The organism is Congregibacter variabilis (genome assembly GCF_045689235.1).
GTDB classification, from domain to species: domain Bacteria; phylum Pseudomonadota; class Gammaproteobacteria; order Pseudomonadales; family Halieaceae; genus Congregibacter; species Congregibacter variabilis.
In genome coordinates this window covers 3,006,056-3,018,884 of record NZ_CP136864.1, presented here as the reverse complement: position 1 = coordinate 3,018,884, position 12,829 = coordinate 3,006,056, and the positions used below count along the sequence as shown (strand labels likewise).

Here is a 12,829-nt window from a genome sequence, read left to right as displayed (position 1 = left end):
AACAGTTCCGACAAAGAGACGTAGTTCAAAGATGTAAGCATTATAAACGGCTGCGCTATCCGCAAGGGTTGCCTTGGCCTACACTAGCTTATTGATCGATTTTGCAGGCTCTAAAGATGGCTTTCGGTGTAAACGCGGCGCAACCCACGCTCAGCGCAGAGGACGATGACAAGGCACATGGCCGCGCTCGTCGACGGATTTTCACGCTCAGTGCCCTGACGGTGCTCGTCATTGGGCTCCTGTACACCGCGTTTCAACCTGCGGTTTATCAAAGTAGCGCAACGGTTCTCATGAGCGCTCCCACAGCCATCGATGAGCAAATGCTCGACGCTGATGTTCAGGGTGTGACCATACAACGCAGAACCCTCACGGGCAGCGAAATCACCCGAGATCTTGTCGCGCGCCTCAAGCAGGATTACGCAAGCGATCTGGATCCTTTGGAACTACGCCGAATTCTGGATGTGGTGCCCGTACCCGAAACCAACCTTCTGGAACTCACTGCCACCGGCGCGGAGCGCGAATTGCTGCCGCCGTTGGTCGAAACCTGGATCGATGTCTACACCAGTGTTCGCACCCGAGACATAGAAAATCGCAAGTCTCAGACACTCACCGAAGTTCAGGATGAACTGGACGGTCTGGCAGACAAACTGGCATCCGCCCGGCTCGCACTGGAGCAGTTTCGCGCAGACAACGAAATCATTTCTATGGAGCGGCAGGAAAATGCTGTTCTTGCACAGCTCGATGGCTTAAACACATCTCTTAACAACGCCGTCGAAGAAGAGGTGCGAAGCAAGTCCTACTTAGACACGCTGCGAGCCTCTCTCTCGGCCGGTGAGCAAGTGGTTCCACAAAGCGAGCGCAGCGATGTGGCGGCAATGTCGCAGCAATTAGCCGAACTAAAATCCCGCCTCGGAGAGCTGCGTGCCCGTTATACCGACGACTACATTCGCAAAGATCCGCGACTACGCGAGATACCCGAACAGGTCGAGAAACTCGAATTGGAACTGGGGCAGGCTTATGCCCGGGGCACTCAGGCAGAACTGAATAACGCCGAGCGGGAGTACGCAGCGGCAAGAGAGTCGGTCGCCAACCTCAACCGAAGACTCGATGAACACAAAAAAGCTGTTGCCGACTTTAATACCATCTATGCCACCCACCAGGCGCTCGCCGAGGATTTAGCACGGCTTGAGGAGCTCAATCGCGAGACTCAGGCGCGCCAGGTACAAATTCAGGTTCGACAAGTCGATAAGTACCCTCAGGTGTCGGTTATAGACTGGCCCGCTCCCGAGGCTCCGCGCATTGGACCGCCGTACTTGATGTTGTTAGGCGGGACTCTGCTGGCTGCCATAGGGGCGGGAATCTTTGGTGCCTGGCTTTACAGCTACCTACATCCCAGAAGCGCAAGTCCGGCTTATGTGACCCTCACCGGTGTGCACATGTATCCGCAGGATGCGGCGCAGGCATTGGAACAAATCCCCGGCGAAGCTGCGCGGCTGGAAACTGCCGCCTCCGCCGCACGACTCTCACATAGTGAAGAGGACGTAGCGGAGGGTAATACACCCAGCGATGCTGAGGACCGTGCAGATGACGACGATGCGCAGTCTGACGGAGAGCCGCGCCGCGACGACTAAAAAAACCTTGAGTGCCGGGCGCTACAAGGTTTCGAGAAACTGCTCATAGGCTGCCACCACCGGTTGTGGAGCCTCCACCTGCGGATAATGCCCCACCGTGGGTAGCCGGTGGATAAAGTGTCCGGAGCCGACGACTTCTTCGAACCGTTGCACCATGTGGTTTCCGGATACGGGGTCCAGACTGCCATTGATCAGGCCGATGGGGCAGCGGGCACTTTTAAGAGCACCTACCCAGCGATCCCGATGTTCAATGCGATCACTCATGTAGTGAATCAGGCGATGCACATTGCGCCGTCCACCATCGCGATCAAAAAGCTCAAAAAACACATCCAGCTCTTCGGGGCTCGCCTTGGTTTCACCAAAAATGTGATCAAAGGACTTGTTCAGACTCTGCTTGGTCAACGCATGACGAAATAGAAAACCAATGGGGCTTTTCAGTAAACGCTGTGCAAGCACTGCACGATGTGTTTCGGGAAACAAACCACCATTAAGAAACAAACAGGAGAGCCACTTTCCAACGCCCAACTCTTCATTTTGTCTGGCAAGCATCTCCTGAGCCACCGTGTCACCGTAGTCATGAGCCAGCACGTGAAACTCACCCAGAGCAAGACTGTCGGCTAACGCCTCACACAGGTCGGCCTGCTCCATAATTCGGTAATCGTGCGGAGAAGGCTTTGCGCTAAAACCAAAACCCAGCAGATCCATGGCTACAAGGCGGTAGTGCCTGTTGAGCTGCGGCCAGATCTTCCACCAGTCCCAACTGGACGTGGGGAATCCGTGGATCAACAGAATCGTTCCCCGAGCCTCATCTTTTGCCGCTTCGTCGATATAAAAAATATTGTGACCCAGCAGCTCACGCTGCTGACCCCGGGCTAACCATTCGTCTGGCGATATCATCGAGCACTACCTCTCATCAGTGACTCAAAACTCGGGCTACGGGCGCAGGGAATACCCTTGCTGTTGCAAAAGCACGTGCGTGGTTGTGGCCGAATGCGTCATCTCGACGCCGGGGAGGAGATCCTTCGCCGCGACATCGTTCTTGACTGCGTTCTGACCGCAGTAGAGCACCTTTACGTTGTACGCCTGAAGTATCTCCAGCAACTCAGCGTTAGGATTGTCACCACCATAGGCTTTGTCGTTCAGCAGATCACGGTGCGCCGGGCCGTGAACCACCAAAGCAATATCGACCTGCTCCGGGGGTATACCGTTGGCATGTTGAAGGTTAATAAACCCTGCCGCGATAGCAAATATACTGTTGACCTCACCGGTGACACCGCCGTCAACCACATCCATGGCAACCTTAAAGCGGGTATCAGCCGGAAGCGGCTTGGCCGCCGGCACATCCGCGAACTTGCCATAACCCTTGATCAGGCCGTCGGGATGAAAGTCCTCCGGGCCAGCCATAGCGCCGTGCGCGGCGACCAGAGCTATAAAAGCTGCTGCTAATAAGCATCGTTTCATCATCGTCACTCTCTTTTAGGTACTCAAAATCACAGTCGCTGACGCCAACAAGCCACAGCGGTATGTCAAAAATCTCCGCTGACCTGCAGAGAAATAATTCGCGCCTGGCTTTGCTCCCGTACTTCTCTGAACGCAACGGGAGACACACTGCGATCACCCGAAAAAACGCGGCGATCACGACTCTCACCGTCTCGAAAGACATCCTCTACCGACAGCCTTATCCGCAGCCCCGCAATGGCCCGCGTTTCGATAAAGATGTCCATGTCTGCACGCTGACCCTGAATATCAACCTCATCGAGCCCATAAAGCGGAAACACATCCCGGGCAAACATGGTCACGCCCCAGGCCAGACGCTGGGCCTGCAAATCCTGACGGATAGACATCCGAGCTGTCCACTGCCGCTCCTCTGACAGAGCGCGAATCGCACCGGTGAGCGGATCGTCAACGCGAGAGGTCTGCCACTCGGCCGCAGCATCCATACGTCCATTAGAAAGGCCAATGCCGTCTAAGGGCAGTGTGAGCTCGCCGGAAATTCCCGCGCGGGTAGCCGAGCCAATATTGCCCGGTACTTCTAACACGCCCGACAAGGGCAGCAGGTCATTTACATCATCGATCCAGTCATGAAACAGAGTGACGGTACCGATACCAAAGTCCTCGCCGCGAATTTCGTAACTCATATCCAGAGTCATCGTGGTCTCGGGAGAGAGGTTCGGGTTGCCCAGCGCCAACTCACCATCACCGAGGTCCGCGCCGCTGACAAAGTCCTCAAAATCCAACTGGCCCACTTCGCGCAGAGCCCGAAAGCGCCACTGCGACTTACTGTCAGGCGAATAGCTAAGGTTCAGACTGGGCTTCCAAAAAAAGAACGACCGATCCTCACTGAACCCACCCACCTGCGTAATGGTTGAGCTCTCGGCACTAAGACTCGCATCAATGGACAGCACACCCAGTTGAAAGGAATCCGAGACGAGCAGGTCGTAGCGCTCCTCTTCTACCGTGGTGTTTGCACCGGGCACCGGCTGGGGAACGAGACCGCCATTTTCCAGCGCACTAAATCCAAAGTCGCTCTCGAGACTGTTATTGGAGGCTTCAAAGTTGATCTCTACCGCGTGCCCCAGCATTCCCGTGTAATCCAGTTCCACACGACCGATGAGTTCTTCTCCGAAACTTTTAGCCCGGGTCACCACCTCGGTGATACCCGGTTCATCGATGGGCCCTCGCACCAGGGAACCCATGCGCGTAATGTCCTCGTCACGGTAGAGCGCAATGACTTTACCCCTCCAGCCATCAAACAACGCCTGCTCTACATCAAAACCAAATTCATCGCGAATAAATCTATCGCTGTCGCCCTGAAACAAAACAAAGGGCGACTGCGCATCCGTCGGGTAGCGGCGCGAGGTCTCGCCACCCTCGGAGATAAAGTAGCTCTTGCCCAGATTGATGGAATAGCGCGTGCCCCCACGCAAGGTACTGGCGTTGACGGTGGCGCTGTAGTCCTCACCATCCTCGTCTGACAATTCAAAGCGCTGCTCCAATGGCAGCGTATCGGGACCCAACACCCGCTCCCGACGCGCCACAAGACTTTGAAACTGACGTCCCTGCAGCCCCACGGTTACCTGGCTGGCGCCTACGTCAGTGCTGTAGCTGAGCTCACCAAAGGGATACAAATTCTCATCCGGCTGATACGTACGTGCACCGGTACTCCAGGCGCCAGAAGCCGAATTGCCGCTGCGAATAATGTTAGCGATCACGTTCTGACCTCGAAGATCAAAACCCGCTACCTGGCCGCGAATGACATCGATACGCTCTACATCCGTTGCAGGAATCCGCCCCAGAATATCTGAGGGGGTGTCACTCTTGGCCGACACGCGGGCACCATTCACCACGATATTACCCGCGGCACCGCCAAAACCCCGGGTATCATTGTCGCCATCATCTAAGGCAAAGCCTGGCAGATTGTTCACCATATCCAGGGCCGTCACCGGCGCATAGCGCGTAAAAAACTCTGCGGGATAGCTAAGTGTGCAAGCGCCATCGATGCAGCTCTGCTCCGACTGCCCGAGCACGGCCGATGGCATCACACAACACAAACAGAGCGCGACGCACAACTGCCCCACGCGCTCGAGCCTCGGTAGCTTCATGGTTTGGGTCTGACGACCTGTGCCACTCTAATACCTCCAGCTGCTCACATCAGCACCTTCTGGAGCACTCTCTTCAATTCTCTTTAGAATCTTGGGTACGTACATCCAGTTGTAGCGCAACCGGGACAGATGGTTGCCATTCTCCTGATCCCCATTCCAGCAATGCTCCGCACGATCGCCGTAGTCCACCTCGCCTGCGTAATAAGGTTCGGTGGTGCTCTCCAGAAACTCTTCTACCAGGTACACCGCGTTGTTCAGGTAGTAGTTATCCATATCGCCGGTATAGATGTGCAGCTTACCTACCAGCTTGGGGCCCAGAGTCTTCCAGTCGCGCCGCAGGATGTAGCTTAGGTCAAAGTTCTCCTTCCAGTAGGCGGCGATCTCTGGATCGATCTCGCCAGTCTCGGGATCCCATAGATCAGCCGGGTAACCGTCCTCATCCATGGGTGAGAAGGTCGCTTCCCAGATATCAAACTGCTGGCCGGAACGATTGCGATCGCCCAGCACCCGCTCAAGATCATTTTGATCCTTGATGCTGGATTGCACGTTGCCCAGATAATCCCGATGTCCCGGGCGAGTAATCTTCTGAAAATCACTGGGATAGTAGTAGGCGTTTTTATCCTCGTAGATGTTCATCGTCAGATAGGCGCGAAAATCGATGGGATCCGGGCAGGCCACAAACGCCCCGTTAAACTCATCGGGGTAGAACATCTGCGTGGCCATGGCTTCCCAGCCTCCGGTGGATCCACCGTAGGTAAAGCGTGCCCAGCCCTCGCCAAGGCCGCGAAACTGCTCCTCAATAAAGGGAATCAGCTCGTAGTTGATGGCATCGCCGTAAGGCCCCTGACTCGCCGAGTTCACGGCGTAAGAGTCATCGTAGTAAGGCGTGGGATGTTGAATCTCGATAGCCAAAAAGCGCGGAAAGTCATCCGCGATCCAGCGCAGGTAATTATTGTGCGCTTCCTGCTGTTGAATGATGTTGTAGCCGTCCATGCTAAAGCGCTCGCTATACACGGGCTCCAAATCAGGGTCCGGCGGCTCGGGCCTGAAAGCGCCAAAGTCACTGGGAAAATGCCCATGAAAAACCATCAGTGGGTAGCGGGCTTCGGGATGCTGGTCAAAGTCCTTGGGCAGTAGCACATGAGCACCGAGGTAGACGTCCTCACCCCAAAACTCTGACAGCAGCTCGCTCTTCATGCGAACGTGTTTAATGTACTGCGTGTCCTTGGCAGGTTCGATGGGCGCAATCTGCTGATCCAGCACAATCTCGTACTCGCCGTTTGCGGTGATATCCAACGCCACGGGTTTTGAGTAAAAGTTACCCGGCTTGCGGTTCCACCGCTGGCCCTCGCCCTGATCCGGCGAGAGACTCACGGTTTTGCCGTTGGCTAACTGAAAGTCTTTGTAGCGATTGAGCAGTGCCTGGACGTAGTAACGCCCGGGAGGCAGGTCGGCCAGCGTGTTAATGGGGAATCCAATATGCGCCGCATCGATAAGCATGTTGGAGCCGGCAGACCAATCGGCAACATTGCGGCCGTAGATCAGCTGGGTATCCAGCGAATTGTCCACAAGAAAGCGAGGTTCGTCGCGATCGGTATTGGACAGCATGAGCAGCAAGCGCCCATCCTGGGCCTGGCTAGCCAAAGATTCGTCAAAGCGGATGTTAAAGCTGGGGCCTGGCGCAGCGGTATCGGCGACTGGTTTAGCGACTTCTACCGAGGCCTCGCCACAGCCCAGCAGCATGCTGCCAAGCAATGCACCACAGGCCAGGGTTCTTAGGGATAAATTCATGCGAAAGGACTCCCGAAAATGTGCCCAAGACCATAACGCATTGCGCGTGGGCGGGCTAACTTTTCGAAAGGAGGTACCGCTAATCAGTCTGACGGTGCCGCGTCGATCCCGTAATAACTCTCATCCAGCGGCGGGTAGCCCAGAATCGCGCGTTCCTCGTTCACACGCTCTAAGTTCGCCCGACGAAGCGCAGCAAAGCGCGGGTGCAGCTCTAAAGATTTTAAGACTCTTTGACTAAACTCGAACACCGGCAACGGGTGTCGCTTGCTAAAAGCAGACTCCAAAAAATCGATGCTCTTTTCATCGTCACCGGCAATGGCCCAGTAAGCCGCATCATCACGATCACGGCCCGGAGAAACATCGCCGCCGGCACGAAACATGTCGATGGTAAAGCGCCAACGTTGCATGGCATCGTTATAGCCGGCGTTATCGCCCATGGCTCGCAATGCCACCGCAAGTTGTCCGTAAGGTGGGGGGTTAACACTCACAGAGGGGCGCAGCTTGGTCGCATAGGTCTCCAGGCTCCCGTCAAAAGCTGCCGCATAATGTGCAGCGAGTTCTTCATCAGACTCCGTTTGAGACAGTACGCGTATGTACACCGTGTGTGCTGCATAGTACTCAGGAAAATCCGCCACAGCCTTGCGAGCCTTATCCAGCGCACCCGCCGGATCGCCTTCAGACAACATGGCATAAGGTTCAAAGAGCGGCTGAACCTTATGCGGCCCCTTGTACTCGGCACCAATCCCAAGATCGTAATAGTTAAATCGCAGCTCACTTGAGGTTCGGGCGTCGAATTTATCTAAGGCCAAAGTCTCTTGCAGAAGAGTGCTTTCACCTAACTGATTATCCAGACGCAAAAGCCCTGAACGAATCCGTATACTCTCGACCTCGCCGGGCGTGGCGCGGATGTAACGTTCACCGACACGCTTTGCGGTCTCAAAGTCACCAATACGATAGTTGTAAAGGATCGTGTTTGTGACACCCGGACGGTACAGCGGATCGATATCCACCAGCGTCTTGAGTTGGTCGGCTACATCACGCAAGCGACCATTGAACGCTAGCGCCAGACCCAACCAATTGCGCGCATCCAGCGAATTCGGATTAAGCTCTAATGCGCGGCGCAAACTGGAGACGGCAAAATCCGGCCTCCCGGTGTCAGCATTGATAAGACCTTGCACCGCATAGCCGTCCGCAAGCTTTGAGTCCAGAGCCAAGGCTTTATCTACGTCGGCATAGGCTTGCTCCAATGCCTGTTTGGCGGGAATACTTCCATAAGATCCAGGTCGATCAGATAACAGCGTGTATGCTTTGGCCCGGGACGCGTATGCTGGTGCATAGGTCGGGTCAATTTCAATCGCCTGGTTGAGTAGCTCCAGCGCGCGCTGCATGCTCTTTTCATCTCGGGTAAAAATGAGATCACGGGCCTCCAAAAACAGGTTAAAGGCGCTGATATCGGTACGCGCCGCTGGGGCAATCACCGGCGCAGCGTCGGACATTAGTTCATCGGTCATAGCCACCAATATCTGCTGGGCTATATCATCCTGCACGGCAAAAATATCGCTTAAGTCGCGATCATACGTTTGCGACCACAAGTGGAAACCATCGCTCACCTGAATCAGCTGCGCCGTCACGCGGACTTTGTCGCCCTGGCTGCGCACGGAGCCTTCCAGAATATGCGCTACATTGAGCACCTGACCAATCTCCCGCAGATCCTCGTTACGCCCTTTAAAAGCAAAGGATGAGGTGCGTCCGGCGACCTTCATGCCCTCGACTTGTGCCAGAACATTCAGCAGTTCTTCTGAGATGCCGTCTGCAAAGTATTCCTGATTACCGTCGGGGGACAGGTCGGCAAAGGGCAGCACGGCGATGGAGGCATCTTTAACCGGTGGTGTTGCCTCAGCGATCATGGATTCGTCCCGGGACGAATCACTGGCCATGGACTCTGTACTGGGCGCCGTTTCCTGAGGAAGAAAACGCGGCAGAACCATGGCGCCGGCGAATACCAACAGCGCCAGAATCAACACCATGTCTAACTTGGAGGCGGTTTGCGAGGTGATACTGTCTTCAGGAGACACAGCGGTGGTGCGTTGAATACCCTCGGGGGTCAGCTCAAAAGCCCAGGCAAAGACCACAACAATCGGAAAGGCGATGGCAAGAAAAGACACCGCCACGGCGTCAAACCAGGCTGGCAGAGAAATGGCCTCTTCCAGCGTGGCGGCCACCTGCACGATCACCCAGCTGACGACCACATAGACGCCTGCTACGCGAAAGACATTGCGACGCTTAAGTTCGCCGAGAAAGCTCACATTACTGACCTAAAAACTCAATGCGCTGAAGATAGCGCATTGAGTCGTTAAGCACTACTTTTGAAGCGTCGACTTTAACGCTGATCATCCGTAGCCAAAATTGCATGCAGTAAAACCGTGGCACCCCTGGCCATATCCTCGGGCGAGGTGTACTCGTAGGGCGAGTGGCTCACTCCATCCTTACTGGGCACAAAAATCATGCCTGTGGGAGTAATCACGGCCAAGTCCTGGGCATCGTGACCCGCGCCGGACGGCATACGCTGGTAGCTGTAACCCATACGCTGAGCCGCTGCCTCGATAATATCGCGCATCTCCGGTTCAGTAGGGGCGGGAGGTGATGCAGTGTCGAGCTCAGTGAAGCTAATAGGCGTACCCCGGGCAGTCGCGATGCGCTGAGACTCGAGCTCGATGAGCCTGAACACCTCCCAGATTTTCTTCTCGTCCAGGTCGCGGATCTCCAGACTCATCACTACCTTCCCGGGCACGACATTCGGCGCTCCCGGAAAAGCCTCAATTCGACCCACGGTCGCGACCTGACGACCTTCCAGTTCGTTGGCAATGCGATTGATGTACAGCGCCAGTTCCGATGCAGATACAAGCGCATCTACGCGCTGAGGCATAGGCGTGGTGCCGCCGTGATTTGCGACACCGCTTACGGTGATATCCCACCACTGAATACCGACAATGCCTTCGACCACACCGATCTGCAGATTCTTCTGCTCGAGAATGCCACCTTGCTCGATGTGCAGCTCAAAGAAAGCGCGCAGGCTTTCCGGGTCCCGCGCCGCTTCGGCGATTCGCTTTGGATCCCCCCCAACCCGGGCAATGCCATCGCGGGTCACCAGACCACTGTTGGACACGACATCCATGCCGGCTTGGGTAAGTTTGCCCACCATGGCCCGGCTGCCCACCAGTCCACCCTCTTCATCGGTAAAGCTCACGAATTCCAGAGGGTGGCGCGTGGTGATCTTTGCATCATTCAAAAGACTGATGACTTCTAGAGCACCAACCACACCAACCTGACCATCGTAGTTGCCGCCACCGGGTACGGAGTCGATGTGCGAGCCAAACATAATGGCGGGAAACCCCGGCTGGGAGCCTTCACGGCGACCAATGATGTTGCCCGCCGTGTCGGTGCTCACCGACAGGCCCATACCCCGAAGCTCTGCCTTGAGCCACTCACGTCCGGCAAGATCCTCGTCCGTAAACGCTACACGACTGACACCGCCTTCGGGGTTTGCCCCAAAAGTAGACAGCGCTTCAATGCGCGACTGCATACGCTCTGGGCTTGCTGTGGGCAATGACTGGGCAAATGCAGCGCTGTGGCCGAAGGCAAGTAATGCCGCAATAACAAAAACCGATCTCATATTTTTAACTCTTGGTTGAATTACTGTTTCTCGACTTCGCACTAAAGCTACCTAGCCACGTTGGGCAAAAATCTTACATGCCGACATCAAGGCGTTTTCAGATGCTGATCGAACCAGCCCAGCCAGCGCTCATAGCGATCACGGACAAAGGATGGACGTCGGATGCCGTGATGCTCGTCCGGATAAACCACCAGCTGCGTCTCTTTGCCCAGTCGCTTCATGGCCAGATACATTTGCTCGGAGTTAATGATGGGCACGTTCCAGTCTTTCTCGCCGCCCATCCATTGGGTGGGCGTGGTGATGTTCTCGACCTTCCAAAACGGCGACAGCGCATCCCAGCGCTCACGATTCTCCCAGGGCAGCCCAAACTCCAGCTCGTACATGAGTTGGTAGTGATCGTGGCCGTAGTTGGCAGGCACCAGACCCAGGCTCGCGCCCGAAGACGCCGCTTTAAATCGTGTGCTCTGGGTAATCACATAGTTGGTTAGGATGCCGCCGTAAGACCAGCCGCCCACACCTAAACGGTCGCCATCGACCAAGCCGAGCTCTATTCCGTGATCGACTGCTGCGAGCACGTCCGCTACGTCTTTTTCGCCCCAGGCCGCTACGGTGCCTTTGGCAAAGGCCTCACCGTAACCGACGGAACCCCTGGGGTTGGGCATGATTACCGCATAACCGTTAGCGGCAAACAGCTGCGCGGTGTCGCGGTAGCTGTAGGAGAACTGTGAGGCTGGCCCGCCGTGCAACCAGAGGATGGTGGGGTAGCGTTTGCCCTCCTCATAGCCCACAGGTTTCACAAAAAAAGCTTCTACCTCGGTGCCATCAGCACTGGCGAACGAAAGCTTTTCCACCTCAGGGCGGGCAACATCAGCCAACAGCGCGGCATTCACCGAGGTCAGCCCGGTGAGATAGCCATCGCTGAGTGTGTACAGGTTCGAGGGCTGATCTGCGCTCTCGGCCAACACCACAGTCCTATCTCCCTTGCGCGCAACATCGCGAACGGTGACAGGGCCCTCCAGATCGCGGCGAAACATCTCACCCTGCACACCAATGGATGCGAGATGGACCTGCCCTTCATCCTCCAAGCGAAAGCTGATGCGACCACCGTCGTCGGTGAACTGCGGATCCGAGAGATTGCGATCTAAATCAGGGGTCAGTATCTGACGCTCGCCACCGTCGAGACTGGCAAGTGCCAAACGACGGGTTGGGGTCAGCGCTGAGCCGCCCACATCGGGTCCCGTAGAGCTAATATAGGCAATGGACTTACCGTCGGGACTCCAGGTAGGCGAGCGCTCCTTACCGCTATCGGCGGTCACCTTCTGCAGGCGATGCTTCTCTTCGTCCACCGCCACCACCCAGATGTTACTGCCGTAGTAAAGATCGGGGGTCTCGGAACGGTCACTGACAAAGGCAACGGACTTACCGTCGGGACTCCAAACGGGATCTTCGTCATCGTAATCGCCAAAGGTGATTTGCACTGGCGCCTCGTCGCCCGGGGTGTAAACGTAGAGATGCTTCCGCCGACGATCCAGATAACCCTGATAATCCTGCTTAAACTGGATGCGATCAATCACATGGGGCTGGGGCTTGTCGTCATCGTCCTTATCTTCGGTCAGCTCGGCCGGGCTCGGGTCCTTGATGGTAAGCAGTAGCCGACTACCGTCGGGAGACCAGGCAAAGTCGCTAACGCCCTGCTTAACGTCGGTAACCTGCATCGCGTCACCACCCAGACGATTAAGGCTCCACACCTGCGTCTTGGCATCTTCGCCCCGGGACGCGGCAAAGCTTAGATACTTGTTATCGGGACTCCAGCGCGGCCGACTGGCAGAACTGTCTACCGAGGTCATGGGGATTGCCTCACCACCATCGGTAGACATCATCCAGATCCTCGTGCGGGACTTATCTTCCTCGAGATTTTTTTGCGTAACGGTGTAAGCCACCCAACGGCCATCGGGACTGATCTGCGGATCACCCACGCGCTCCATCGCCATGAGGTCATCGATGGTCAACAGGCGCTGCTCAGATTCAGGCTGAGCTTGCGTGGCCATAGCCAGAATGCCAAAGCACAGTGCGATGACAGAAAAGCGGAAAGATAGAAAACGCATAAGACGCCCTCAGTAGCTGTAAAAAGG

General features: G+C 55.9%; 8 protein-coding genes. 1 reads left to right on the top strand and 7 read right to left on the bottom strand.

Annotated features, from left to right (window positions below; genetic code table 11):
- Positions 1-116 precede the first annotated feature (116 nt).
- Entirely contained in the window at positions 117-1,631 is a 1,515-nt protein-coding gene (locus R0135_RS13460; RefSeq protein WP_407347387.1) for a GumC family protein, read from the top strand.
- 21 nt (positions 1,632-1,652) lie between these two features.
- On the opposite strand, the gene R0135_RS13455 is transcribed toward R0135_RS13460, so the two are convergent.
- From R0135_RS13455 to R0135_RS13425, 7 genes are all read right to left on the bottom strand, one after another.
- Positions 1,653-2,528 carry an alpha/beta fold hydrolase gene (locus R0135_RS13455; RefSeq protein WP_407347385.1) on the bottom strand — a complete coding sequence of 292 codons (876 nt, stop codon included), beginning with the start codon at positions 2,526-2,528 and terminating at the stop codon, positions 1,653-1,655.
- A 36-nt stretch (positions 2,529-2,564) separates the two neighbouring features.
- The gene (locus R0135_RS13450) at positions 2,565-3,095 is read right to left on the bottom strand and encodes a DsrE family protein (RefSeq protein WP_407347383.1); all 531 of its coding nucleotides are present in this window, start codon (positions 3,093-3,095) and stop codon (positions 2,565-2,567) included.
- A 62-nt stretch (positions 3,096-3,157) separates the two neighbouring features.
- A complete protein-coding gene (locus tag R0135_RS13445) occupies positions 3,158-5,170 on the bottom strand; it encodes a TonB-dependent receptor plug domain-containing protein (RefSeq protein ID WP_407347382.1) in 2,013 nt (670 codons plus the stop codon).
- Between the two features lie 90 nt (positions 5,171-5,260).
- Positions 5,261-7,024, bottom strand: coding sequence for a hypothetical protein (locus tag R0135_RS13440; protein ID WP_407347380.1), 1,764 nt, complete (start codon positions 7,022-7,024; stop codon positions 5,261-5,263).
- Positions 7,025-7,107: 83 nt separating this feature from the next.
- Positions 7,108-9,330 (bottom strand): tetratricopeptide repeat protein, encoded by a 2,223-nt coding sequence (locus tag R0135_RS13435; protein WP_407347378.1) that lies wholly within the window; start codon positions 9,328-9,330, stop codon positions 7,108-7,110.
- A gap of 74 nt (positions 9,331-9,404) precedes the next feature.
- Complete coding sequence (locus tag R0135_RS13430; RefSeq protein ID WP_407347376.1) at positions 9,405-10,697, bottom strand: Zn-dependent hydrolase; 1,293 nt, start codon at positions 10,695-10,697, stop codon at positions 9,405-9,407.
- An 86-nt stretch (positions 10,698-10,783) separates the two neighbouring features.
- The gene (locus R0135_RS13425; protein WP_407347374.1) at positions 10,784-12,802 is read right to left on the bottom strand and encodes an alpha/beta fold hydrolase; all 2,019 of its coding nucleotides are present in this window, start codon (positions 12,800-12,802) and stop codon (positions 10,784-10,786) included.
- Between the last annotated feature and the right edge of the window lie 27 nt (positions 12,803-12,829).

Excerpts from the sequence above, each read along its gene's own strand:
- R0135_RS13460 (WP_407347387.1), top strand. The coding sequence starts at position 117 with ATGGCTTTCGGTGTAAACGCGGCGCAACCCACGCTCAGCGCAGAGGAC.
- R0135_RS13455 (WP_407347385.1), bottom strand. The coding sequence starts at position 2,528 with ATGATATCGCCAGACGAATGGTTAGCCCGGGGTCAGCAGCGTGAGCTG.
- R0135_RS13450 (WP_407347383.1), bottom strand. The coding sequence starts at position 3,095 with ATGATGAAACGATGCTTATTAGCAGCAGCTTTTATAGCTCTGGTCGCC.
- R0135_RS13445 (WP_407347382.1), bottom strand. The coding sequence starts at position 5,170 with ATGCCATCGGCCGTGCTCGGGCAGTCGGAGCAGAGCTGCATCGATGGC.
- R0135_RS13440 (WP_407347380.1), bottom strand. The coding sequence starts at position 7,024 with ATGAATTTATCCCTAAGAACCCTGGCCTGTGGTGCATTGCTTGGCAGC.
- R0135_RS13430 (WP_407347376.1), bottom strand. The coding sequence starts at position 10,697 with ATGAGATCGGTTTTTGTTATTGCGGCATTACTTGCCTTCGGCCACAGC.
- R0135_RS13425 (WP_407347374.1), bottom strand. The coding sequence starts at position 12,802 with ATGCGTTTTCTATCTTTCCGCTTTTCTGTCATCGCACTGTGCTTTGGC.